Origin of the sequence: Nocardiopsis halotolerans DSM 44410 (assembly GCF_000341065.1) — a bacterium.
In the GTDB taxonomy this organism is placed as follows: Bacteria; Actinomycetota; Actinomycetes; order Streptosporangiales; family Streptosporangiaceae; genus Nocardiopsis; species Nocardiopsis halotolerans.
This window is the reverse complement of sequence record NZ_ANAX01000094.1, coordinates 1-23,306: the sequence shown is the minus strand read 5'-3', so window position 1 is coordinate 23,306 and position 23,306 is coordinate 1. Positions and strand designations below refer to the sequence as shown.

Here is a 23,306-nt window from a genome sequence, read left to right as displayed (position 1 = left end):
TGATCTCCCCCGCGCGCGTGGCCAGGCCGCGAAAGCGCGTCTCGTGGGAGGGCAGGCACTCCAGGCGGTCGGCGCCGGGGAGGCGGCCGACGGCCTCCTGCGAGGTGAGGAAGTCGCCCAGGGGGTCTCCGTCGGTGGACAGCAGGGGGAACTGGCCCACGTGCGGGGTGATGCGTGGCAGGACGTGGTCGCCGGTGAAGAGCCTGCCGCCGTCGGCCAGGTGCAGGCAGAGGTGGCCGGGGGTGTGCCCGGGGGCCCACACGGCGCGCAGGTCGCGGCCGGGCAGGTCGACCGCCTCGCCGTCGGACAGGGACGTGTCGGGGATCGCGGGCGCGTTGACGAGGTTGCCGACCTCGCCCAGGGACCGGACGTCCTCCTCGGGGAAACCGGAGCGGCGCAGCTGGTCGGTGATCCCGTCGAGGCGGACCTCCACTGGGGTGGCGGCCAGGTGCTCGGTGACGGCGATGTCGGCGGGGTGCATGGCGATCCATGCGTCGGAGGACGCGCGCAGGCGACCGGCCAGGCCGGAGTGGTCGGGGTGGAAGTGGGTGAGGACGGCACCGCGCACCTCCTCCACGCTGTGCCCGGTCTGCTTGAGGCCGCGGGTGAGCGCGTCCCAGGCGTCGTCGTGGTCCCAGCCGGTGTCGACGAGGACGGGACCGCCGGAGCCGGACAGGACGTAGACGTGGGTGAAGCCGAGGGGGTTGCCCGGGATGGGCACGGGCAGGCTCCAGACTCCGTCGCCGAGGTCCTCCACGGGGGGTGTGTCGTACATGCGGGGCGACCTCCCAATAGAAACCGAATCTGGTTCGATTCTAGGGCGCGGGTGTTCCCCGGGGGTGGACAGGGTGCGATGGCGGTCGCGTCCGTCGCGGGAGGGGGCCTCGATCACGTGTGCCACGCAAACAAGAACAAATTCTACAAAGTCTGCCAAGCGACCCGAAAACCCCGCCTCTCTTTTCGTATTGCTACTACTACGTCGGGCGATGAGGCGTGGATCATGGGTATGGAGAACTGTGTCGACGGGAATTCGTTGGATAACGTGTTCTCATGACAGCCGCCGCTCGGGTGGGCGTCGGTGACGGGCTCCAGCGCCGCGGCGAGCGGGCAGCGCGCGGGCTGACAACGAAGGGAAGAACCTGTGGCGGTGCAGGCGCCGAGCGGAACGATGTCGCGAAGTCAGACCCAGCGCCGCAAGCGCATCGTGCAGACGGCGGCGGCGCTGGCCGTACGCGGCGGTGTCGAGGCCATGCAGATGCGCTCGGTCGCCGAGCGCGCCGGGGTGGCCCTGGGCACGCTCTACCGGTACTTCCCCTCGAAGATGGACCTGGTCGTGGCCGTGGTCACCGAGGAACTGGACCTGCTGGAGGGCGGGATCGTCCGCCGTCCGCCCACCGCCGACACCCCCGCAGGACGCGCGGTCGACGTCCTGCTGCGGGCCACGCGCGGGCTGATGCGCGAGCCCGAGCTGGCCGACGCGCTGGTGCGCTCGCTCATCATGGCCGACGTCAAGATCGAACTCGACGTGCGCATCTCCGACCTGGTGTGGCGGGTGGCCACCGGCAACCTGGAGGGCGCCGCGGGCGAGGAGGGCGGTGGCGAGGTGGACCGCGACGGTACCGGTTATGTCCTGGTCGGCTCACTGACCAGCGTGTGGATCTTCGAGCTGGTGGAGGTCCTCAAGGGCCGACGCGGGGTGGAGGAGGTCGAGCGGCGGCTGCACACCGCCGCCGAGCGTCTGCTCGCCGACTTCTGACCGGGGGAGTCCGGCCCGTCGTCACGGCGCCCGTGCGGTCCTCACCGGGCGCCCGGTGAGGACCGTCCCGACAGCCGCCGGGGCCGCCACGGGCGGCTCGGCGTCAGCCACGGCCGAACAACAACCCCAACAATCCGTCGAACAGACCCTCGTCGCCCCCGTCGCCGGACTCGTCCTCCTGGTCGTCGGGGGTCGCGTCGTCTCCGGACGCTCCCCCTCCCTGAGCCGCCGCCCCGCCTTCGGACGCCCCGCCCCCGGAGGCCTCGTCCCCGGGCGACGGGCTCGTCTCCCCGGCCGGCGGAGCGGGGCTGCCTTCCCCCGATCCCGGCGTTCCCCGACCGTCATCGCCCTCGTCCTCCGCCTCGGGCCCGGGGGTGGCCTCCGACTGTTCCTCCTCCTGCGGCCGCGTCCGCTCCGGTGGCGCGACCGGCGTCTCCGTGACCGGATCGGCCTCGGGTTTGGTGTCCGCGCTGGTCGCCGCCGTCTCCACCTCCGACACCATCGGGTTGCGCTCGCTCTCGTCGGGCTCGACGCCGATCACCGTGGAGGGGCCGCCCACCGCGCTGGCCCACGACCACAGCGCGACCGCCAGCGCCACCGTGGCCAGACCCGAGACGGCGGGCAGCGGCCAGCGGTGCCGTGCGGCGGGGCGCTCGCGGTCGTCGGCGCCCGCGTCGGGACCGGCCAACGAGGCGACCATCATCTCCTCGCGCACCGGGTGGTCCCGGGTGGTCAACCGGTCGTCGGGCGGAATCCTGGGTGGCGGCTCGGCTCCGGATCCGGCGCTCTCGGCCTCCTCCTCGACCTCTCCGGTCTCCTCGGCGGCGCGGGAGCGGTGCAGCGGATAGCCCTCGCCGGTGAGCGGCCGCATCTGCGCGGCGGCGCGCTCGCGGGCCGGTGCCAGGTCCGGCTCCAGGCAGGTCCGCACCACCCTGTCGCGCAGTTCCGGCGGTGGGCCGGGCGGGCGCAGCAGCGACAGGGCGCAGGAGACGTGGTGTACCTGGACGCGCCAGGCCGCCGTTCCCAGGCCGCCGGGTTCCCCCTCCTCCCCGCCGTCCGTGACCTCCGCCGCGTGGGGGTCGTCGGCGGGTATCTCGGTTCCGTCGTCCAGGCTCTCGGCGGCGCGGCGGATCGCCGAACGGGACAGCTCACCGCAGATCTGGGGGTCCAGGCCCAGGACGCGCGCGACCGCGGAGGTGGGCAGGGCGTGCCGGAGGTTGAGTTCGACCAGTTCGCGGTGGCTGGCGGGCAGCCGGGCGAACATGCGGGCCACCGGTTCCTCGTCGGGGACGGTGGCCAGCCGGTCGTAGGGGCTCACGTGGGTGAGGCCCCGGCGCTGGCAGGCCGCGCGGACCAGGGCGTACAGCCAGGGGCCACGGTCGGCCGGGTCGGTGCGCCGGGAGTCGAGGGCGACATCGGCGACCAGGCCGTCGTGCACGGCGTCGGCCACCTGCGCGGGATCGTCGCCCAGTAGCGACCAGGCGTACCGGTACAGGGACGGTGCGAAGGCGTCGTAGAGCGCTTCGACCGCGGTTCTTTCGTCTGTTTCGTTGCCTCTGGTCACGATTCTCCCCCCGCTTTCCCGTGACGCTAGCGAGGGGAGACGTGCCGCGTGGAGTAATCGTCTACCTGTGGCTTGAAGGTAAGACTTCTGTAACCTCGTCAGCGGATCCGGACGCCGGGCCCGGCTACTCCCCGCCCCGCGAGGGCGAACCGATGGCGATCATCCGCTCGACGGAGCGGCGGGCGCGCTCGGAGGTGTCGGCGTCGACCTCGATCTCGGTGGTACCGAGACGCAGCGCGTTCAGCAGCTTGTCGGCGTCGATCATCTTCATGTAGTGGCACTCGGCGCGCGAGTTGACCGCCTCGAACTGCGTGCCCGCGTTGGCGTTGCGCAGCTGGTGCAGCATGCCGGTCTCGGTCGCGATGAGGACCTTCTTCGCGGTGGTGTTCTCCGCGGCGGTCAGCATCCCGCCGGTGGACAGGACCTTCACGCGCTCCTGCGGGACGGCGCCGCTGCCCACGAGGTAGAGGGCGGAGGTGGCGCAGCCGCACTCGGGGTGGACGTAGACCTCGGCGTCGGGCTCGGCGGCGACCCGCTCGCGCAGGGTGTGGCCGTCGATCCCGGCGTGCACGTGGCACTCGCCCATCCACACGTGGATGTTCTCGCGCCCGGTGACGCGCTTGACGTGGGCGCCCAGGAACTGGTCCGGCAGGAAGAGGATCTCGCGGTCCTCGGGGATGGAGCGGATGACGTCCGCGGCGTTGGAGGAGGTGCAGCAGATGTCGGTCTCGGCCTTGACCGCCGCGGTGGTGTTGACGTAGGCGACCACGACGGCGCCGGGGTGCTCGGCCTTCCAGGCGCGCACGTCCTCGGCGGTGATGGTGTCGGCCAGCGAGCACCCGGCGTTCGGGTCGGGCAGCAGGACGGTCTTCTCCGGAGCCAGGATCTTGGCGGTCTCGGCCATGAAGTGCACGCCGCAGAAGACGATCGTGCTCGCGTCGACGTTGGCGGCCAGGCGGGACAGGGCCAGGGAGTCGCCGGTGTGGTGGGCGACGTCCTGGATTTCCGGGCGCTGGTAGTTGTGCGCGAGGATGACAGCGTCGCGCTCCTTCGCCAGACGGTGGACCTCGTCGGCCCATTCCTGCCTGGTCATGGTGTCCGCCGTGGCGGTGACCGGTGCCATGTCCAATTACTTCCTTGAGGCTGTGGGCACGTCGTACGGGCGCCGTGCCGGGGAGGGTCGGTGCGGGTGAACAGGTTTTTGTCTGTCAGGCACAAACCTCTTGCAGCCTAACATGACGGGGAACGGAAGGGGGAGGGTGGACATCCCTCAGGAAAACGGACAGGGGGCGGCTCCAGTCTGCTCCTCGGCCGACCACGCGGAGCTCTCGGTGCACGAGGCGCTCGCGGTCGTGCTCCAGATCCGTGCCGGAGAACTGTGCGTACTCCTGTGGCGCAGGGCGCTGCCGCCCTGCGAGGGCGCCTGGTCGCTGCCCGGCGGCAGGCTCGGCAGGGGGGAGTACCTGGGCGCCTCCATCCGGCGGCAGCTCGCCCAGAAGGTCGACGTGAGGGATCTGTCACACCTGGAGCAGCTGGAGACGCGCAGCGACCCCGCCCGGGTCCCCTCACGCCGCACCCTGGCCACCGCCTACCTGGGGCTGGTACCGGCCGACGTCGACCCGGTCGTGCCCGGCGACACCGGGTGGCACCCGGCCGCCGACCTGCCGACCATGGCCTTCGACCACGCGTCCATCGTCCGCTCCGGGCGTCAGCGGCTGCGGGCCAAACTCAGCTACACCAACGTCGGCTTCGCGCTCGCGCCGCCGGAGTTCACGATGTCGGAGCTGTCCGGCTACTACCGGGCGGCCCTGGGGCACGACGTGGCCGCCACCAACCTGCGCCGTGTACTGCTGCGCCGCGGACAGATCGAGGAGACCGGGCGCTCGGTGCCCTCGGGGCGCTCCGGCGGCAGGCCCGCCGCCCTCTTCCGCTTCCGCGACCGCAGCCTCCAGATCACCGACGCCTTCGCCGTGCTGCGCCCGCCCAACTGAGAACGGTCGTGAGCGACTTGTACACTCCCTGACCGTGACCATTCGTACTGCGGTGTTCGACGTCGGTGAGACACTCGTCGACGAGACGCGGATCTTCGAGCGCTGGGCCGACCGCTTCGGCATCCCGCACATGGCGTTCTTCGGCACCATCGGCGGCGTGCTCGCCTCCGGCGGCACCCTCACCGACGGCTTCCGGCTGCTCGTGCCCGGGTTCGACCTCGCGGCCGAGAGCGCCCTCTGGCGGGCCGAGGACCCCGACGGCGAGCGCGAGCACTTCGGTGAGGGCGACCTCTACCCCGACGTGCGCCCCGCCTTCGCGACCATGCGCGAAGCCGGTCTGTCCCTGGTCATCGCGGGCAACCAGCCGCCCGAGGCCGGGCCCACCCTGACCGCCATGGACCTGGGCGTCGACGGCATCGGGATCTCCGACGACTGGGGCGTCAAGAAGCCCGAGCCCGAGTTCTTCGACCGCGTCCTGTCCCTGGCCCGGACCGCCCGCCCCGGTCTCACCCCCGAGGAGATCGTCTACGTCGGCGACCGCGTCGACAACGACGTCCTCCCCGCCCGCGACGCCGGGATGCGTACCGTCCTGCTGCGCCGGGGCGTCTTCGGCTACCGCCACGCCGCCACCGAGGACGCGTCCCGGGCCGACGCCGTCCTGGACGACCTGCACCAGCTCGCCGACTGGATCGCGCGCCAGAACTGAGAACCCGTTCCGGAGCCGGTGACCGCGACTGACCCTTCGGCGCGCCCGGGAAACCGCTGGTACCGGTACGGTCACGTCCCCTCCGCCCCGGTTTCGGCGCGTTCGTGCACGGGTAACGTGCCGACGGCCTGCCCCTCGCCACGTCCCGCCCCCATCCACCGGTCCCCGAACGGAGACGACCACCGATGATCACCTTCGAGGGCGCCGCCAAGCTCTACCCCGACGGCACGGTGGCCGTCGACCACCTGGACATGACCGTCGAGACCGGTCAGACCACGGTCTTCGTGGGGCCCTCCGGCAGCGGCAAGACCACGTCGCTGCGGATGATCAACCGCATGGTGGAGCCCACCGGAGGCGCCGTCCTCATCGACGGCGAGGACGTGCGCCAACGCGATCCCGCCGTGCTGCGCCGTTCCATCGGCTACGTCATCCAGCAGGCCGGGCTCTTCCCGCACCGCACCGTCCGCGACAACATCGCGACCGTGCCCCTCCTGCTCGGCTGGCGCAGGGCCAGGGCCAGGGCGCGCGCCGAGGAACTCATGGAGCTGGTCGGCCTGGAGCCCTCCCAGGCCAGGCGCTACCCCCACCAGCTCTCCGGGGGCCAGCAGCAGCGCGTCGGCGTCGCCCGCGCCCTGGCCGCGGACCCGCCCATCCTGTTGATGGACGAACCCTTCAGCGCCGTCGACCCCGTGGTGCGCGCCAGCCTCCAGGACGAGCTCCTGCGCCTCCAGCGCGAGCTGCACAAGACCATCGTCTTCGTCACCCACGACATCGACGAGGCCGTCCGCCTCGGCGACCGCATCGCCGTCTTCCGCCCCGGCGGGACGCTCGCCCAGTACGACAGCCCCGAGCGCCTCCTCGCCGAGCCCAGCGACTCCTTCGTCGAGTCCTTCGTCGGCTACGACCGGGGCGTGCGCCGCCTGTCGTTCTTCCCGGCCAGCGGGCTCTCCCCGCGCCAGGACGTCGTCTTCGACGAGGGCACCAGCGCCGGGGCAGCGGCCGACGCCCTCGGGGGGGAGCCGTGGGCGCTGGTGGTCACCGGCGACCGCATGCCCCTGGGCTGGGCCAGCGCCACACGGCTGGCCGGCGCGGACACCCCCCTCGGTGCGCTCGAACTCGTCCCCTACGGCCACACCTTCGCCGTCGACACCGACTCCCTGCGCGCCGCCCTGGACGCGGCGGTGCTCTCACCCGCGGGCCGCGCGGTCGGCGTCGACGCCGACGGACGGGTGGTCGGCGTCGTCTCCCAGGACGACCTGGGCACCGCACTGTGGTCGGTGACCGAGTGATCGCCGACGCCTGGGACTGGGTCGCGCGCGTCGTCGAGTGGGGCGTCACGAACTGGAGCCACCCCGGAGACCCCGAGCGGGGCCTGCTGCCCCGCCTGACCGAGCACATGCGGCTGGCCTACCTGTCCATCCTCATCGGACTCGCGGTCGCCCTGCCGGTCGGCCTGGCGTGCGCGCGCTGGAAGCCCCTGTACCCGCCGGTGCTGACCGGTGTGAACGTGCTCTACGCGGTGCCCTCCATCGCCCTGTTCTTCCTCATGCTGCCCTACACCGGGTTCAGCGACTGGACGGCCATCGTGCCCCTGTCCCTGTACACCCTGGTGATCCTGCTGCCCAACGTGGTGGACGGTCTGCGCCAGGTCCCCGACCACGTCCGCCAGTCCGCCGTCGCCATGGGCTTCGGCCCGCTGCGCCGCCTGGTGCGGGTGGAGACGCCGGTGGCCGTGCCGGTGATCATCGCGGGGCTGCGTGTGGCGTCGGTGGCCACCATCAGCATGGTCAGCGTCGCCTCCCTGGTCGGTCTGGGCGGGCTCGGCCAGGTCATCCTCAGCGACGGGTTCCGGCGCCAGTTCGACGCGCCCATCGTGGTCGGCATCGTGCTCACCGTCGCCCTGGCCTTCGTCACCGACGCCCTGCTCGTACTCGCCCAACGCCTGCTCACCCCCTGGGCGCGGAGGTAGCCATGGACATCCTGACCGGCCTGGTCGCGTGGTTCGCCGATCCCGCCCAGTGGACGGGAGGCTCGGGCATCCCCGCCCGCATGGGCGAGCACGTCTACTACTCGCTGCTGGGACTGCTGTTGTCCGCGGTCGTCGCCGTCCCCCTGGGGCTGTTCACCGGACACACCGGTGTGGGCGGCTTCCTCACCACCAGCGTCGCCAACTTCGCCCGGGCCCTGCCCACCATCGGCGTCCTGTTCCTCATCGTGCTGGCCGCCGGGATCGGACTCGTCCCGGTGGTGTGCGCGCTGGTGGCGCTGGCCGTCCCGCCGATCCTCGTCAACACCCACGAGGGGGTGCGCGGGGTCGAGCCCAGCCTCCGGGACGCCGCCATCGGCATGGGCATGCGCGGCCACCAGGTGCTGCTGCGACTCGAACTGCCCGTGGCCACGCCGCTCATCCTCATGGGGATGCGCACCGCGGCCGTCCAGGTGGTCGCCACCGCCACCATCGCCGCGTACGTGGGCGTGGGCGGCCTCGGCCGGTACATCGTCGACGGCCAGGCCCGCCAGGACCTGACGATGATGCTCGGCGGAGCGGTCCTGGTGGTGCTGCTCGCGGTGGTCACCACGCTCCTGTTCGCCGGTCTGCGGCGCCTCGCCCGCTAGGCGGTGCCCGGCGGAGAGGCGCACCGACCCGTTCCGCTCCCACGTTTCCGGCCAAGCCCGTCCAGAAACTCCCAGCACTCCCGGAGGGAAGACCATGTACAAGAGAATCACCCTCATCGGACTGACGGCACTGCTCCTGACCGGGTGCGGCGCCAGCGACCCCTACGCCGAGGAGGGCGGTGACACCGCCGAGGGCGCCGTCGTCATCGGCTCCGCCGACTTCCCCGAGTCCACCCTGCTCGCCCGGATCTACGGCGGCGCCATGGAGGCGGAGGGGGTCACGGTCGACTACCAGCTCAACATCGGCAGCCGCGAGGTCTACTACTCCCAGGTCGAGGAGGGGAACCTGTCGGTGTTCCCCGAGTACAACGGCGCGATCCTGGCCTACCTGGACCCGGAGGCGCCCACCGGCACCGGAGAGGAGACCAACCAGCGCGTGACCGAGGCGCTGCCCGAGGGCCTGGAGATCCTGGACTCCTCCAGCGCGGAGAACAAGGACTCGGTCACCGTCACCAGCGAGACCGCCGAGGAGCACGACCTCGCCAGCCTCGCCGACCTGGCCGACGTCGCCGGTGAGCTGACCCTGGGCGGTCCGCCGGAGTTCGAGACCCGCCAGCAGGGCGTGGTGGGCCTGGCCGAGGTCTACGGCGTCGAGTTCGGAGAGTTCCGCTCCCTGGACGTGTCGCTGCTGACCCAGGCGCTCCTGGACGGCGACGTCCAGGCCGCGAACCTGTTCACCACCGACCCGCAGATCGCCGCCAACGACCTCGTCGTCCTGGACGACCCCGAGAACCTGTTCGGGGCCCAGAACATCACCCCGCTGGTCAACGGCGACCAGGTGGACGAGACCGCCCGCGCCGCGCTGAACGCCGTCTCGGCCAAGCTCACCACCGACGCCCTCACCGCGCTCAACGAACGCGTGGTCATCGGCAACGAGAACGCCGCCGACGTCGCCCGGGACTGGCTGGAGCAGGAGGGCCTGGCCTGAGTCCGGTCCCCGGGGCGGGGGAGGACCCCCGTCCCCGGGGCCGACACGCGGTCCTCCCCGCGCGTCCTACTCCACCGCGCGGTACCGGCCCGACCAGCGCACCAGCGCCGGGCCCCCGCCCCGGACCTCGGGCAGGCCGACCACGTCGGCGAAGAACACCACGTGATCGCCCACCGGGACGCTCTGCCGCACGGAGCACTCCAGCGCGGCCAGGGACCCGTCCAGCACGATCGCGCGCGTGCGCTCGCCCCGGTGGTGCGCCTGGCCCGTCACCAGCAGGCGGGCGCTGGGGCGCCCCTCGGCGGAGAAGCGCCCCGCCACCGCGCGCTGGTCGTGCCCCAGTACGTTCACGGCGAAGGCCCCGACCTCCTCGATCACCTCGGCCATGTAGCCGTGGGCGTCCACGCCCACCGACACCACCGGCGGCTCGGCCGACACCGACCCGAAGGAGCTGACGGTGGCCCCCACGTCGTCGCGGCCGTCGGCGACGGTCACCACCGTGACACCGGCGGGCAGCAGGGCCATCGCGTCCAGGTACGACCCGGCCAGGGGGCCGTCGGCCGGTCCGGACACCGGCGCGCGCACCGGTTCGCCCGGGGATTCGCTCAGCGGGTCGGTCAACGCACCTCTCCCAGGTTCGGCATCATCAGTGGTCCGCCCACGGGCAGTCCCATGGCCACGGCCGCGTGTTCGAGCGGACCCCAGGCCCCGAGTACGGTCTGCGGCCCCGAGGAGGCCAGGTCCTCGCTCGACTCGTGCTGGCGGATCCGGTCCAGCGGGTGCGCACGCGGGAAGGCGCGTACCGGCAGCGGCCCCGCGTCCGCCCTCCTCCGGGCGATCCGCACGGCCGTCTCCAGACCGCCCAGCTCGTCCACCAGGCCGCGCTCGTGGGCGTCCCGGCCGGTCCACACCCGGCCCCGGGCCACCTTGTCCACCTGCTCGCGGGTCATTCCCCGCGCCTGGGCGACCTTGCCGGTGAAGTCCTCGTAGATCTCGTCCAGGAGCGCGTTGACCCGCTCCCACTCGGACTCGGTGAAGGGCCGGTCGGTACCGAACATGCCCGCGTGATCGCCCAGGCGCACGGAGTCGCTGGTCACCCCGTACCGCTCCAGCAGCGCGCCGAGGACCGGCTTGCCGGTGAGCACGCCGATGGAGCCGGTGAGGGTGCCCGGCTGGGCGACGATCGCGTCGGAGCCCAGGGTCACGTAGTAACCGCCGGACCCGGCGACGTCGCCCATCGCCGACACCACGGGGATGCCCGCCTGGCTGGTCAGCTCGCTCTCGCGGCGGATCGCGTCGGAGGCGGCGGGAGAGCCTCCGCGGCTGTCCACCCGGAACACGACCGCCTTGACGTGGGGGTCCCTGCGCGCGGCGCGGAAGGCCGCCGCCACGGTGTCCGAGCCCATGACCGTACCGCCGCCCAGCGGCGAGCGCCGGGTCCGGCCCAGGTTGATCGTCCCGGCCGCCGAGATCAGCGCGATGTACCCGGACTCGTTCGCGATCCGGGGCAGCGGGGGCGGGGTGTGCTTGCGGTGGTAGCGGGTGACGAACTGGAGCTCCGGCTCGCCCGCGCCCGAGCGTCCCCCGCTCTCCTTCCCGTGCGCCTTCTCCCGCTCCCGCACCTGGTCGAAGAGCTCGGAGTACACCTCGTCCCGGTAGGCCAGCCGGTCGACCAGGCCCTTCTCCACCGACTCCCCGGCCATGAAGGGGCCGCGCGAGACCAGTGCGCGCACCTCCTCCACGGACAGTCCCCGGGCCTCGGCGACCGCCTCGATGATCTGCTCGCCCAGCGAGGTGACGATCCGGTCGCTGGCCTCGCGCTGGGCCTCGGTGTAACCGGTTTCGGTGACGCTGTTCAGCGCGTTCTTGTACTCGTGGCGCGCGCCCACCTCGTAGGTGACGTCCAGCTTGTCCAGGGCGCCCTTGACGAAGGTGGTGCGCATGATCAGACCGGTCAGCCCGAGGACGCCGGTGGGCGCCATGACCACGCGCGAGAACGCGCAGGCCAGGTAGTAGGGCAGGTTCCCCTCACCGGTCTCGCCGAAGGAGTCGGCCCAGGCCACGGCCGGTTTGCCCGTGGAGCGGAAGTCGGCGACGGTGTGGCGCAGCTCCTGCACCTTGGCGAACCCCAGGGAACGGGTGTCCACGCGGACCACGAGGGCCGCCACACGCGGATCGCGCGCGCCGCGGCGGATGCCCTCCACGACGTCGAGGTAGTGCTGCCTGCGCCGGTTCATGATCTGGCTGACCGGATCTCCGGGGGCCTCGTCGGCGACCCCCTCCGTCAGGTCCAGCTCCAGCACCAGCGGCCCCCGGGGGCGCGATCGTGCGAGGGGCAGGGACAAGGGTTCCGTGATCTTCGCGAGGTCCACCATGGGCCCAGCGTAGTGGCCGCCGTCCAGGTCCGCCCCTCATCGCCGTCCTCCGGACCGCACCGTCCGGAACGTCGGGGGATCGGTCGATGCGCGTGGTGTGTCGGCGGGCGCGCTAGGGTCAACGGTGGTTCGACCACGGGACGCACGAGAGGGACGACGCATGGCGGGCATCCACGGGCGACAGCGGCGGGCACGCGGTGCGCGCGCCGGCACGGGAACGGTTCCGGCGGCCACGGCCGCCGGAGCGCTGCTGCTCCTGACCGCCTGCTCCGGCGGGGGCGGTGGCGGCGAGGCCGAGCTGGTGCTCGGCGAGAGCGGTGTCCTGCCGGGGGCGGAGGCCCCGGCGCCGGAGAACTTCGCCACCGAGAGCATCGAGGGCGTGTCCATCAAGGTCCCCGAGGGCTGGCAGACCCAGCAGCAGGACGGCGCGCTGTGCGTGAGCCCGCCCGGAGAGGCGACCTGCGCGTACGGGTCGATCCGGCTGGTCCCGCACGCGGCCGAGAGGCACCCCGAGAACTGGCCCGCCGAGGGCGAGGCCTACAAGCAGGACGACGGCTGGGCGCACAACCCCGACACCTGCCGCAGCCTCAACGCCGCCGCCTCCGGGGGCATCGGCGTGGAGACGTCGGAGATGACGCTCACCAACGCCTTCACCGACCACGCCGACGGCCTCACCTCACACCACGTGGTGTGGGGGGTGACGTGTGCCAACGGCGACACCTTCGAGGTGCGCATGTGGTTCCTGCCCATCAGCGACGTCATGCTGTACGTGTGGTCGGCCGACCCCCAGTACTCCTCGGTGTACGACGAGATCGCGGTGTCCATGGACACCACCGAGTACCAGAGCTGACCTTCCGCCCGCCCTCCCGGTCCGGGGGCCGTCACCGGTCCCCTCCACACCCGCCACCGGTGTCACCGGCGCCACCAGGGGCGTCCACGGCACCGGTTTCGGATCGGCCGATTATCGGATCTGGTGTCCTCGGAGTCGGCTGAGGCCGTAGGGTCGTACCCGTCAGACAACGGACGTCCGCCCGGGACACCGCGCGGACGAGGAACCGTCAGGCGACGGCGTGAATCGGGGGCAGCACTGGTGACCACCATCGGAGCGGCGGGACGTGTCGGTCAGTACACGCTCGACAACGGATTGCGCCTGGTGACCGCTGCGGCCTCCACGGGCCAGGTCGCCTCGGTCAACCTGTGGTACGGCGTGGGCTCCCGGCACGAGGTCCCGGGGCGCACGGGCTTCGCGCACCTCTTCGAGCACCTGATGTTCCAGGGCAGCGGCACCGTCGCCAAGGGCGAGCACTTCGAGGAGGTCGAGCGGCTGGGTGGCGACATCAACGCCTCCACCTCCACCGACCGCACGAACTACTACGAGACGGTCCCCGAGCACGCCCTGGACCGCATCCTGTGGCTGGAGGCCGACCGCCTGGCGACCCTGCGGGAGGGCATGACCCAGGAGGTCCTGGACAACCAGCGCGACGTCGTCAAGAACGAGCGCCGCCAGCGCTACGACAACCAGCCCTACGGCACCGCCCTGGAGCGCATCCTGCGCCTGGCCTACCCCGAGGGCCACCCCTACCACCACCCGACCATCGGCTCCATGGCCGACCTGGACGCCGCCGACCTCGACTACGTCAAGTCGTTCCACAAGGCCCACTACGGCCCGGACAACTGCGTGCTCACCGTGGTCAGCGACCTCGACCCCGAGGACGTCCTGGCCCGTGTGGAGAAGTTCTTCGGCCCCATCCCGGCCCGCGAGACCCTCCCCGAGGTGCCCGACGCCACACTGGACGCCCCGCTGGGCGGTCCGGTCCGCGACACGGTCACCGAGACCGTGCCCGCCGCCGGGGTGTTCGTCGGCTTCCGCGTCGCCCCCTACGGCGAGCGCGGGTTCGACGTCATGCACCTGGCCTCGGCCGTCCTCGGCCAGGGACAGGGCAGCCGTCTGTACCGCTCCCTGGTGGTGGACCGCCCCATCGCCGCCGACGACGGCGGGGCCGCCGCCGACATCCTGCCGTTCCGCTACACCGACAGCCTCATGCTGGTGAACATGCTCGCCCGCGAGGGCGTCAGCGGCGACGTGCTGGAGGAGGCCATGCGCGAGGAGATCGCCAAGCTGGCCGCCGGTGTGACCGACGAGGAGCTGGACCGGGCCCGCGCCGTCCTGGAGCGCGACCACCTCCAGTCCATCTCCAGCCCCTCCGGGCTCGCCGACACCATCAGCAGCTGCACCCAGCTGTTCGACGACCCCGAGCTGGCCTACACCTGGCCCCGGCGCTGGGACGACGTCACCGCCGAGGAGGTGCGGGCCGCAGCCGAGCGTCTGCTGGTCGACGACAACCTGCTCGTCGTCCGCTTCGACCCCGAGGAGTCCGCGGCCGCCGAGGCGGCCGGGGCCGACACCGTCGACGCCTGACACGGGTTCCGTTACCGCAAGCCGCAGAAAGAGCCGCAGAGCATGCCGCAGAAGTCACGCCCTCCCGTCGCCCTCCATCGCCCTTGGGTCCGCTTCGCGGAGGGAGAAGGGCCACCACCCTCAACGGACGGGTCCCGCCCCGGTCTCGGTGCCGTAGCGTCCTACACCTTTCCCAAGCCCCGCCGCCTCACCGTCGGCGGCGGCACGGTCGTCGCCATCGACGTACCCGGCCAACAGCTCGTCTCCCTCCGCCTCGTGCACCCCCACGGCGGTGCCGCCGAGCCGCTCGACGCCATGGGCGTCGGCGCGCTCACCAGCGAGGTCCTGGAGGACGGACCCGACGGCAACAGCTCCCTGGCGCCCGCCCTGGAGCGCCACGGCGCCGAGTGGGTCTCCCGCGTCAACTGGGACGCCTTCATCACCGGCCTGGACGCCCCGGCCAACCGCCTGACCGAGGCGGTCCGCCTGTTCGCCGACGCGGTGCGCCGCCCCGCGCTCACCCCCGACGACATCGTCCGCCGCCGCGACCAGCTGCTGGAACGCTTCTGGCTGGAGGCCGCCTCGGCCGGCACCCTGGCCATGCGCAGCCTGGGCGGGCAGCTGTTCACCGGTCGTTACGCCACACCGCTCGCGGGCGGCCCGGTGAAACTGGCCGACGTCACCCCCGAGACCGTCGCGAGCTTCCACGCCGACTCCATCGCCTCGGTCGCCGGGACCCTCGTGGTCGTCGGCGACCTCACCGGGATCGACCTGGAGGACCTGGGCAAGACCGTGTTCGGCGACGCCGAGGCGCGCTCGGCGGCCAAGCCCACCGAGCCCGCGCCGCCGCCCGGAGAACTGCCCCGCGTCCTCGTCGTGGACCGGCCCGGCTCCGTGCAGTCCGCCCTGGTCATCGCGCACCGCGCTCCCTCCCGGCCGCAGGTGGACCTGCCGCGCGCCGAGGGCATCAGCGAGGTCTTGGGCGGCATGTTCACCTCACGGCTCAACCTGGAGCTGCGTGAACGCCTCGGCTACACCTACGGCGCCGGATCCCGCTTCGACCTGCGCCGCGACAGCGGGGTGTTCTTCATGTCCACCCAGGTCGAGGCGGACACCACCGCCCACTCGGTCACCTCCTCGCTGGAGCAGTTCACCAAGCTCCGCGAGTCCGGGGTCACCGAGGAGGAGCTGTCCGCCGTGCGTGACTCCAACACGGTGGGTCTGCCGGTCACCTACGCCACGGCGCGCGCGATGGCGGGCTCCCTCGTCGAGATGGTCGTGCACGACCTGCCCGAGGACCACGTGGACCGCGTCCGGGCCGGGTACGAGAGGCTCACCAAGGAGGACCTGGACAGCGCCGCCACCGAGTACCTCCACCCCGAGGAGGCGGTCGTGGTGGTCGTCGGCGACGCCGAACGCCTTCGTCAGCCGCTCACCGACACCGGGGTCGGCCCGGTCGAGGTGCGCACCCCCGAGTCCCTCTGGTCCTGAGCACCACGGGTGCGCGGGTTCCGTGCCCGCGCACCCGGTCCGGTTCTCCGCACCATCCCCTCGCGATCCTCCCACCAGGAGCGGAAGCACCAGAACGAGAGCTACGTCACTGCATGCTCGGGCCGTCGCCGGACATAACGAAAGCGAACCTATGTGTTCGTGATGTGGCAACCACCAGCATGGATCTGGCGTCCTGCTGGTATAACGAGTGATCCGTGCACCTACGTGGTGACAGCGACCGCAATGCTCCGCAGGAGGCCACCATGGCCGGTGAATGGACCCGTGGATAACCGTGTCCTCCCTAGACAACCCCCACACGCAGCGGCCCGAGGCGTCGCCTTCCTCGGCGCGCCCGGAGACGGCCGACACGACTGACAGGGCCGGTACCGACACGGCCGCCCCCAGCCCCGAGGGGCGCCTGCTCAAGGGGCGCTACCAGCTGGTGTCGGAGATCGCCCGGGGCGGTGTCGGCACGGTGTGGCGCGCCACCGACCTGGTCATCGACCGAGAGGTCGCCGTCAAGGAGCTGCGCCTGCCCGCGGACCTGAGCCGCGCCGAGCGCGAGTCGCTCCTCCAGCGCACCACACGCGAGGCCCGCGTCGCGGGACGCCTCACCCACCCCAGCCTGGTCACCGTCCTGGACGTCGTGGACGAGGACGACCGGCCCTGGATCGTCATGGAGCTGGTGGAGGCCTCCACCCTGGAGGAACTCATCCAGGTGGGCGGCCCGCTGCCCTACCAGCGCGTGGCCGAGATCGGCCTCCAGCTCATCGACGCCCTCAAGGTCGCGCACGCCGAGGGCATCGTGCACCGCGACGTCAAGCCCGACAACGTGATGATCAGCCAGACCGGGCGGGTCGTGCTGACCGACTTCGGGCTGGCCGCGTGGAACGGCGAGTCGGCGCTGAGCGCGTCGGGGCGCATCATCGGTTCCCCCGCCTACATCCCGCCGGAGCGGGCCAAGGCGGGGCCGGTGGGACCCGAGTCCGACCTGTGGTCCCTGGGCGCGGCCCTGTACGCGGCGGTGGAGGGACACCCGCCCTACGACCGCAAGGGCTACATCAAGATCCTGCGCCAGGAGCAGCTGGACGAGCCCGCCGAGGCCGCCAACGCCGGACCGCTGGCCCCGGTGCTGGCCGGCCTGCTCCGGGTCGAGCCGTCGGAGCGCCTGACCGCGGAGAACGCCACCAAGATGCTGCGGATCGCGGCGCTGGCCCCGTGGGCGCCCGAGACGAGCCCGGAGACCGCCGCCAAGGGCACCGCCAGGCCCGCCGAGCCCCGTCCCGAGGGCGAGGGCGAGGGTGAGGGTGAGGAACGCGAGTCGGCCCGCGAGCACTTCAGGGCGGGCGCGCACGTCCTGGCCGAGTCCATCAACGAGCGGTTGCGCAACAGCCCCGAGGCGATGAACTCGATCATGACGTCGATCCGCGAGTCCACGGACACGCTGGGACTGACCAGCTCGGGCAAGCACGCGGAGAGGAGCCGGGCCCCGGTGGTCGCCATCGCCGCGGTCACCCTCGGTGTCGTGGTGCTGCTGGCGGTCATGCTCTGGGCGCTGCTCGGCCGCTAGCGGCGCCCGGAGGGGTTCACCGACCCGCCCCGTTCACCGTCAGGGGCGGGCCGCTCCGGCCACACCGGAAACGGTTCCCGGTCAGCCCGCCGGCGGGGCCCGTACAGGGGGCCGGGGTGCCCCCGAAAAACGACGGAACGACCCGGCGGGGCGGTCTCAAGCCCCTGAGCGGGTCGTTCCGGATCGGAGTGGGGCCGGCGGGATTCGAACCCGCACTGTACAGCACCTAAAGCTGCCGTCTCCTGCCAGTTGGACTACGGCCCCTCCGGGACAACTGTACCGGGGTCCGGGGCGGACCCGGCCGCCCGGACCCCGGGGCCGGGCGCGGCGGGCCCCGGGGTCCGGCACGCGTGTCACACGCCCAGTTCCCTCCTGATCCGGTCGACGTGGCCGGTGGCCTTCACGTTGTAGAAGGCCTTCTCCACCTTGCCGTCGGTGCCCACGACGACGGTGGAGCGGATGACGCCCTGCACGACGCGGCCGTAGTTCTTCTTCTCCCCGAAGGCGCCGTAGGCGCGCAGCGTGTCCTTGTCCGGGTCGCCGAGGAGGGTGAAGGTCAGCCCCTCCTTGTCACGGAACTTCGCGAGCTTCTCGCTCGTGTCCGGGGACACGCCCAGGACGGTGAGGCCCGCGGAGTCGAACTCGCGCAGGTTGTCGCGGAAGTCGCAGGCCTGCGTGGTGCAGCCCGGGGTCATCGCCGCGGGGTAGAAGTACAGGACGACGCGTTTGCCGGTGGAGGCCAGCACCTCGCTCAGGGTGACGGGCTTGCCGTCGGCGTCGTCGAGGGTGAAGTCGGGTGCCTGGTCTCCGGGCTCCAGGCGGATCGGGTCGCTCACGTGGTGTCCCCTTCGGCTCGTGCGCGGGGCGCCGCCGCCCCGCTGACTCTCGCCCTCACACTAGCCACCTCCCCCGCCCCTTCCTCATCCCCTACCAGCGCCCCGGCGCCTGACGCTTCGTCGGCTGTGTCAGGGTGGGTGTACGGTCTTCGGTTGCGATTCCGGTTCGGTTCGCCCGCATCTGGCGTGACCAGCGGCGCGATCACCTATTGTTGACCGCACTCGTCCTTCCGGTCGGCTCCGGCGAACGTCCGCCCGGGACGCCGATCCGGCGGTGCCCGCCGGACCGGACCACATCAGCTTCGCTTGGGAGTATTGGCGACGATGCCTGGATTCACACTCGACGAGGTCAGGGCCCGGACCCTCAAGGAGCGCGACTCCTGGTGGACGGTCTACCTCGTGGACCCCATCGCGGTCCGGCTCGTACGCCTGGTGGCCAACCGCACCTCGATCACGCCCAACCAGCTGACGGTGGTCGCGCTCTTCCTGGGGCTCGGTGCGGCCGTCTGCTTCTCCCTGGGCTACCGCCACTTCCTGGCCCTGGGCGCCTTCCTGTACTTCCTGTGCTTCCTCATGGACTGCACCGACGGCAAACTGGCCAGGCTCACCGGCTCCGAGTCGCTGTTCGGGTCGTGGATGGACTACGTCTCCGACCGGTTCCGCGTCCTGGTGTGCGTGGTCGCCCTGATGGGCGGCCAGTACGTCATCGCCGACGAGGGCTCCGGCGGGCCGGTGTGGTTCGTGTGGCTGGCGTTGGCCGTGGTGTTCCTGGACATGCTGCGCTACCTCAACGCGCTCCAGGTGTACAAGGTGCGCAGGGAGATGCGCTCGCACCTGGCCGCCGCCCTGGAGCGGGCCCGCGCCACCCTGTCGATGCTGGAGCCGGAGGACGACGACACCGGCACGGCCACCGGGGCGGGCGGCCGGACGATGAGTGACGGCGGCGAGCAGGCGGTGCTGCGCCACGGCATCGGCGTGCTGGAGCAGATCCTGCACAGCCAGAACGAGCGCGAGGCGCGCAACCACCGCACCGCGGGCAAGCAGCCCGACCTCACCCTGCCCAAGGTGGACCTGCACCAGGAGTTCCGGGACCGCTTCCCCTGGTACCAGCGGTTCTGGTCGTCGCTCAACACCCGGCGGGTGCGCACCCACCTGGTGGGCGGCATCGAGTTCCAGACGGCGGTGTTCGTCATCGCGCCGCTGGCGGCGGCGATTTTCGCCGCGCCGTCCCTTATCGGCTGGATCACCGCCGTGGCGGGCGTTTTGCTCCTCGCCTTCGAGATCGCCATCATCTATAAACTGTGGTTGTCCACGCGGGACTTCTTCCGCGTGGTCGACGGAATCGACAGCGCGCTGAGGTTCTCCGGTCCGTCCGACGGCGCGGAGGATGAGAGCCGGGACACCGGCTCGGACACGGGTTCCCAGACGACTCTGCGCTAGTGGAGAAAGGCTTCTCTATGACGGGACGCGACACCGAACCGCGCCAGACCCCGGCGGACATCGTGGCCGAGATCAACCGCGAACAGCGGCACCTCGCCGAGACCCTGGAAGAGCTGAGCGTGCAGGCCAGGCCCGCCAACATCGCCCGGCGGCAGATGGACCGGGTCCGTGAACAGGGTGCCCGGATCGTCGACGAGGCGCGTGCCCTGGTGGTCGGCGGCGGCGCGGTGCGCGTGGAGGGCCACCAGGTGGAGCCCGAGGACGGCAGCATCGTCATCAAGGGCGACGACCGGTTCGTGACCACCTACCAGTCGCGCGGCCAGCTTCCCCGTGAGGTACTGCTGCTCGCGGCCGGTGTCGGCGCGGTCGTCGCCGTGGGAGTGGTGGCCTGGGCCGTGAGCCGCAGGAAGTAGCACCCGCGGCGGCACGCCGGAAGGACGACGGAGAGGGGCCCGCGCGTTCGCGCGGGCCCCTCCGCGTGTCCGGGGCGTGCTCAGAGGAAGGTGCGGCCCTCTCCCCGGTAGGTGGGGACGGCCTCCACGTACGCGCCGCTGTCGGAGTCGATCAGGTGCAGCGTGTCGAAGCGCTCGCACAGCTCCCCCGCCTTGGCGTGGCGCATCCACACCCGGTCGCCGACGGACAGGCCGTCGGCCGCGGCGCCGAGCAGGGGGGTCTGTACCTCGCCCGCTCCCTCGGTGGCGCTGTAGGAGAGCCCGGCGGGAAGGTGGGGGACGGGGGCCCGGTGGACGTCCACGGGACCGGACGCGGGGTAGCCGCCGCCGAGGGCGGTCGCCACTCCCGGCGCGGGGCGGCGGACCACGGGGAGCGCGAACAGGGCGGCGGGGCGGCCGCCGAAGGCGCTGTAGTGGTCGAACAGGTGCGGGTGGTAGAGCCCCGATCCCGCCGCCAGCTCGGTCACGGCCCTCTCCCTGCCGGTGGTGTGCAGACTGCCGGTGCCGCCGCCGTTGACGAAGCGCACGTCGGCCACGGCACGGACGGCGCGCACGATCTCGGCTCTGCGTCTGGCCAGTTCCAGCGCGGACCGGCGCTGGACCGCGCGCAGGAGGCGGCCGTAGAGGGGCTTGCCGGGCGGGGCGTCGCCCACCCCGGCGATCTGGCCCTCGTAGGCCATGATCCCGTCCAGCGCCAGTTCGGGGCGGGCCACGACGGCGCGGGCGAGCGCGGCGGCCTGGGCCGGGGTGCGCACGGGGGAGCGGTGGGTGCCCACGCGCAGGCGCGGGCCGAGCGGCTGCCAGCTGGTGTCGATGTCCAGGCACACCCGTACCGGTGGCGCGTCGGGGCCGCGGGAGTCGGCGGCGTCGGTGACCGCGGCGCTGATCAGGTCCAGGTGCGCGGTGTCGTCCACCATCAGGGTGACGGCGCGGGCGGCGGCGGGATCGCGGACGAGCTGGTCCAGGGCCCGGCGGTCGACGGTGGGGTAGGCGACGAGGACGTCGTCGCTGAGGGGGTGGTCACCGGTGGCCAGCCAGAGCGCCTCGGGCAGGGTGAAGGCCATGATCCCCGCGTAGCCGGGCATGGCGAGGACGGTGCGCAGCAGTTCGCGGCTGCGCACGGACTTGCTGGCGATCCGGATGGGCTTGCCGTGGGCACGGCGGGTGAGGGCGGCGGCGTTGGCGCGCAGGGCGGCGAGGTCGACGAGGGCGAAGGGAGCGTCGAGTCCGCGTGTGGCGGCCTCGTACGTGTCGCGCGGACTTGTCATGTCACGAGCATGCCAGAACATGAATGTTCTTCATATTCTTCACGGGAGAAGGGACGGAGTGCCCCGTGTGGACGGCGGATGGCGGACGGGGACGCCCGCGGCCGGTCCACGGCTGGTGGAAGGTCGATATCCTGGGGCGTCACGGCTGATCAGCCGTCCGACCCCGGGAGTGGTTCTTTCCATGAGTGAGCGTGAGTACGTTCTGACCCTTTCGTGCCCCGACAGTCGGGGCATCGTCGCCGCTGTGGCCAACCTGCTGTCCGACCACGGTTGCAACATCACCGAGAGTCAGCAGTACGGCGACCACTACACGGGACGCTTCTTCCTGCGCATGCAGTTCGTGGCCGAGCGCGGCCCCGACGGCGTGGTGGGGGAGGACGTCCTGCGGGGCGCCTTCGCGGCGCTCGCGGGCGGTTTCGGCGACAGCGGGGAGTCGTTCGTGGAGTGGACCCTCAACCCCGGCGACGTGCGGCCCCGCATGATCGTGATGGTGTCCAGGTTCGGCCACTGCCTCAACGACCTGCTCTACCGCCAGCGCAGCGGCCTGCTGGACGCGGACATCGCCGCCGTCGTCTCCAACCACCCCGACCTGGAGTTCCTGGCCGACTCCTACGGTGTGGACTTCCACCACCTGCCGGTCACGGCCGAGACCAAGCAGGAGCAGGAGGCGCGCCTGCTGGAGCTCGTCGACTCCTACGACGTGGACCTGGTGGTCCTGGCCCGCTACATGCAGGTGCTCTCGGAGCAGCTGTGCGCCAAGATGTCCGGTCGGATCATCAACATCCACCACTCCTTCCTGCCGAGCTTCAAGGGCGCCCGCCCCTATCACCAGGCCCACGCGCGCGGTGTGAAGCTCATCGGTGCGACCGCCCACTACGTCACCGCCGACCTCGACGAGGGGCCGATCATCGAGCAGGAGGTGTCCCGGGTGGACCACACGCACAGCCCGGAGCAGCTCACGGCGATCGGCCGGGACCTGGAGTCGGTGGCGCTGGCACGCGCGGTCAACTGGCACGCGCAGCACCGGGTCCTGCTCAACGAGGGCAAGACGGTCATCTTCGGCTGACACCGGGCACGCGACCCGCGCGGCGGTACGCCGGGGCGGGAGCGTGTTCCGTGCGGGGGCGCCTTCGGGCGCCCCTTGCGTTTTCGTGCCCCTGGGAAGGGTTCCAGCACTGTTTTGGGGCAGGGATGGGGATGCCATGACCTGTTCCGACCAGCAAAACATTACCTGAGGTGCCTTGTCGACTACAGTGTGTGTGTATATGGTGTGATCAGTTCGACATCCTTCCGGCCGTGATGTGACACGGGTTTCGGTCCGACGACCCGAAGGGCACACCCGCCGGATGAGGCCGCGGGGAGGCGGACGGGGACGCCTTCGGGCGAGGGGGACCGGCCGCGGCCCGCACACTGCGTAGGGGGAGCCAGTGACGGACATGAAGACCGAGACCAAGGTTCCGGGCGCCCGTGAGTCGGGTCGCCAGGGACGCGGCGACGCCCGAGACGAGGGCGGACACACCCAGATCGCGGACGGGGTGGTCGCCAAGATCGCCGGAATGGCCGCACGCGAGATCGGCGGCGTCCACGCCATGGGCGGGGGGACCGCGCGCGCCGTCGGAGCGGTCAGGGACGCCGTGACCAGGAGCGGTGACAGCGGATCGGTGTCGAGGGGGGTCGCGGTCGAGGTGGGCGAGCGCCAGGCCGCCGTCGACATCGACCTGGTCGTCGAGTACGGCGCCGCCATCCGGGACCTGGCCGCGGCCGTACGCCGCAACGTGACCTCCGCGGTGGAGCGCATGACCGGTCTGGAGGTCACCGAGATCAACATCCGGGTGGACGACATCCACCTGCCCGA

The 23,306-nt window shown here is 71.9% G+C and carries 22 protein-coding genes and 1 tRNA gene; 15 read left to right on the top strand and 8 right to left on the bottom strand.

What is annotated here, in order from left to right; all coding sequences use genetic code 11:
* The coding region (locus D455_RS0107455; RefSeq protein WP_017570120.1) for an MBL fold metallo-hydrolase at window positions 1-775 on the bottom strand (775 nt) is incomplete at its 3' end.
* A 366-nt stretch (window positions 776-1,141) separates the two neighbouring features.
* Between D455_RS0107455 and D455_RS0107450 the strand changes: the two genes are divergently transcribed.
* Complete coding sequence (locus D455_RS0107450) at window positions 1,142-1,756, top strand: TetR family transcriptional regulator (protein WP_017570119.1); 615 nt, start codon at window positions 1,142-1,144, stop codon at window positions 1,754-1,756.
* A gap of 103 nt (window positions 1,757-1,859) precedes the next feature.
* On the opposite strand, the gene D455_RS0107445 is transcribed toward D455_RS0107450, so the two are convergent.
* Entirely contained in the window at window positions 1,860-3,320 is a 1,461-nt protein-coding gene (locus D455_RS0107445) for an RNA polymerase sigma factor (RefSeq protein ID WP_017570118.1), read from the bottom strand.
* 124 nt (window positions 3,321-3,444) lie between these two features.
* On the bottom strand, window positions 3,445-4,443 hold the full coding sequence (gene nadA / locus D455_RS0107440; RefSeq protein WP_017570117.1) for a quinolinate synthase NadA: 999 nt from the start codon (window positions 4,441-4,443) through the stop codon (window positions 3,445-3,447).
* Between the two features lie 136 nt (window positions 4,444-4,579).
* On the opposite strand from nadA, the gene D455_RS0107435 reads away from it, so the two are divergent.
* From D455_RS0107435 to D455_RS0107410, 6 genes are all read left to right on the top strand, one after another.
* Window positions 4,580-5,311 (top strand): NUDIX hydrolase, encoded by a 732-nt coding sequence (locus D455_RS0107435; protein WP_026122410.1) that lies wholly within the window; start codon window positions 4,580-4,582, stop codon window positions 5,309-5,311.
* A gap of 34 nt (window positions 5,312-5,345) precedes the next feature.
* Window positions 5,346-6,017 (top strand): HAD family hydrolase, encoded by a 672-nt coding sequence (locus D455_RS0107430; RefSeq protein ID WP_026122409.1) that lies wholly within the window; start codon window positions 5,346-5,348, stop codon window positions 6,015-6,017.
* A 185-nt stretch (window positions 6,018-6,202) separates the two neighbouring features.
* Window positions 6,203-7,306: an ABC transporter ATP-binding protein gene (locus D455_RS0107425; protein WP_017570114.1), complete on the top strand. Its 1,104-nt coding sequence runs from the start codon at window positions 6,203-6,205 to the stop codon at window positions 7,304-7,306.
* Window positions 7,306-7,986 (top strand): ABC transporter permease, encoded by a 681-nt coding sequence (locus tag D455_RS0107420; protein ID WP_193789419.1) that lies wholly within the window; start codon window positions 7,306-7,308, stop codon window positions 7,984-7,986. Before D455_RS0107425 ends, D455_RS0107420 begins: the two co-directional genes overlap by 1 nt.
* A 2-nt stretch (window positions 7,987-7,988) precedes the next feature.
* Complete coding sequence (locus D455_RS0107415; RefSeq protein WP_017570112.1) at window positions 7,989-8,633, top strand: ABC transporter permease; 645 nt, start codon at window positions 7,989-7,991, stop codon at window positions 8,631-8,633.
* A gap of 94 nt (window positions 8,634-8,727) precedes the next feature.
* Window positions 8,728-9,621 (top strand): ABC transporter substrate-binding protein, encoded by an 894-nt coding sequence (locus tag D455_RS0107410; RefSeq protein ID WP_017570111.1) that lies wholly within the window; start codon window positions 8,728-8,730, stop codon window positions 9,619-9,621.
* 66 nt (window positions 9,622-9,687) lie between these two features.
* Here the strand turns inward: D455_RS0107410 and D455_RS0107405 are convergent, their stop codons facing one another.
* Together D455_RS0107405 and sppA are read right to left on the bottom strand one after the other, a co-directional pair.
* Window positions 9,688-10,146: a flavin reductase family protein gene (locus tag D455_RS0107405; RefSeq protein ID WP_051064594.1), complete on the bottom strand. Its 459-nt coding sequence runs from the start codon at window positions 10,144-10,146 to the stop codon at window positions 9,688-9,690.
* A 92-nt stretch (window positions 10,147-10,238) separates the two neighbouring features.
* The gene (gene sppA / locus D455_RS0107400; RefSeq protein WP_017570109.1) at window positions 10,239-11,996 is read right to left on the bottom strand and encodes a signal peptide peptidase SppA; all 1,758 of its coding nucleotides are present in this window, start codon (window positions 11,994-11,996) and stop codon (window positions 10,239-10,241) included.
* 160 nt (window positions 11,997-12,156) lie between these two features.
* On the opposite strand from sppA, the gene D455_RS0107395 reads away from it, so the two are divergent.
* From D455_RS0107395 to D455_RS0107380, 4 genes are all read left to right on the top strand, one after another.
* Window positions 12,157-12,846, top strand: coding sequence for a hypothetical protein (locus tag D455_RS0107395; RefSeq protein WP_017570108.1), 690 nt, complete (start codon window positions 12,157-12,159; stop codon window positions 12,844-12,846).
* Window positions 12,847-13,086: 240 nt separating this feature from the next.
* Window positions 13,087-14,415, top strand: a complete 1,329-nt coding sequence (locus tag D455_RS0107390; RefSeq protein WP_017570107.1) for a M16 family metallopeptidase — start codon at window positions 13,087-13,089, stop codon at window positions 14,413-14,415.
* Window positions 14,416-14,457: 42 nt separating this feature from the next.
* Window positions 14,458-15,885, top strand: coding sequence for a M16 family metallopeptidase (locus tag D455_RS0107385; protein WP_051064592.1), 1,428 nt, complete (start codon window positions 14,458-14,460; stop codon window positions 15,883-15,885).
* A gap of 274 nt (window positions 15,886-16,159) precedes the next feature.
* Window positions 16,160-17,455 carry a serine/threonine-protein kinase gene (locus tag D455_RS0107380; protein ID WP_394296619.1) on the top strand — a complete coding sequence of 432 codons (1,296 nt, stop codon included), beginning with the start codon at window positions 16,160-16,162 and terminating at the stop codon, window positions 17,453-17,455.
* Window positions 17,456-17,644: 189 nt separating this feature from the next.
* On the opposite strand, the gene D455_RS0107375 is transcribed toward D455_RS0107380, so the two are convergent.
* Both D455_RS0107375 and bcp read right to left on the bottom strand, forming a co-directional pair.
* Window positions 17,645-17,719 (bottom strand) — tRNA-Leu (locus tag D455_RS0107375).
* Window positions 17,720-17,808: 89 nt separating this feature from the next.
* A complete protein-coding gene (gene bcp, locus D455_RS0107370) occupies window positions 17,809-18,291 on the bottom strand; it encodes a thioredoxin-dependent thiol peroxidase (RefSeq protein ID WP_017570105.1) in 483 nt (160 codons plus the stop codon).
* 324 nt (window positions 18,292-18,615) lie between these two features.
* Here bcp and D455_RS0107365 point away from each other — a divergent pair, with 324 nt between their 5' ends.
* Together D455_RS0107365 and D455_RS0107360 are read left to right on the top strand one after the other, a co-directional pair.
* A complete protein-coding gene (locus tag D455_RS0107365) occupies window positions 18,616-19,731 on the top strand; it encodes a CDP-alcohol phosphatidyltransferase family protein (protein WP_017570104.1) in 1,116 nt (371 codons plus the stop codon).
* Between the two features lie 17 nt (window positions 19,732-19,748).
* Window positions 19,749-20,144 carry a DUF3618 domain-containing protein gene (locus D455_RS0107360; RefSeq protein WP_017570103.1) on the top strand — a complete coding sequence of 132 codons (396 nt, stop codon included), beginning with the start codon at window positions 19,749-19,751 and terminating at the stop codon, window positions 20,142-20,144.
* Window positions 20,145-20,224: 80 nt separating this feature from the next.
* Here the strand turns inward: D455_RS0107360 and D455_RS0107355 are convergent, their stop codons facing one another.
* Entirely contained in the window at window positions 20,225-21,451 is a 1,227-nt protein-coding gene (locus tag D455_RS0107355; RefSeq protein ID WP_017570102.1) for an alanine racemase, read from the bottom strand.
* A gap of 181 nt (window positions 21,452-21,632) precedes the next feature.
* On the opposite strand from D455_RS0107355, the gene purU reads away from it, so the two are divergent.
* Complete coding sequence (gene purU, locus D455_RS0107350; RefSeq protein WP_017570101.1) at window positions 21,633-22,517, top strand: formyltetrahydrofolate deformylase; 885 nt, start codon at window positions 21,633-21,635, stop codon at window positions 22,515-22,517.
* A 370-nt stretch (window positions 22,518-22,887) separates the two neighbouring features.
* Window positions 22,888-23,306: Asp23/Gls24 family envelope stress response protein (locus tag D455_RS0107345; protein WP_017570100.1), on the top strand; the 419-nt coding region annotated here is incomplete at its 3' end.

Coding starts and splice junctions, on each gene's coding strand:
- nadA (WP_017570117.1), bottom strand. CDS start 4,443: ATGGCACCGGTCACCGCCACGGCGGACACCATGACCAGGCAGGAATGG.
- D455_RS0107425 (WP_017570114.1), top strand. CDS start 6,203: ATGATCACCTTCGAGGGCGCCGCCAAGCTCTACCCCGACGGCACGGTG.
- D455_RS0107415 (WP_017570112.1), top strand. CDS start 7,989: ATGGACATCCTGACCGGCCTGGTCGCGTGGTTCGCCGATCCCGCCCAG.
- D455_RS0107410 (WP_017570111.1), top strand. CDS start 8,728: ATGTACAAGAGAATCACCCTCATCGGACTGACGGCACTGCTCCTGACC.
- D455_RS0107405 (WP_051064594.1), bottom strand. CDS start 10,146: ATGGCCCTGCTGCCCGCCGGTGTCACGGTGGTGACCGTCGCCGACGGC.
- sppA (WP_017570109.1), bottom strand. CDS start 11,996: ATGGTGGACCTCGCGAAGATCACGGAACCCTTGTCCCTGCCCCTCGCA.
- D455_RS0107395 (WP_017570108.1), top strand. CDS start 12,157: ATGGCGGGCATCCACGGGCGACAGCGGCGGGCACGCGGTGCGCGCGCC.
- D455_RS0107385 (WP_051064592.1), top strand. CDS start 14,458: ATGCCGCAGAAGTCACGCCCTCCCGTCGCCCTCCATCGCCCTTGGGTC.
- D455_RS0107380 (WP_394296619.1), top strand. CDS start 16,160: ATGGACCCGTGGATAACCGTGTCCTCCCTAGACAACCCCCACACGCAG.
- D455_RS0107365 (WP_017570104.1), top strand. CDS start 18,616: ATGCCTGGATTCACACTCGACGAGGTCAGGGCCCGGACCCTCAAGGAG.
- D455_RS0107360 (WP_017570103.1), top strand. CDS start 19,749: ATGACGGGACGCGACACCGAACCGCGCCAGACCCCGGCGGACATCGTG.
- D455_RS0107355 (WP_017570102.1), bottom strand. CDS start 21,451: ATGACAAGTCCGCGCGACACGTACGAGGCCGCCACACGCGGACTCGAC.
- purU (WP_017570101.1), top strand. CDS start 21,633: ATGAGTGAGCGTGAGTACGTTCTGACCCTTTCGTGCCCCGACAGTCGG.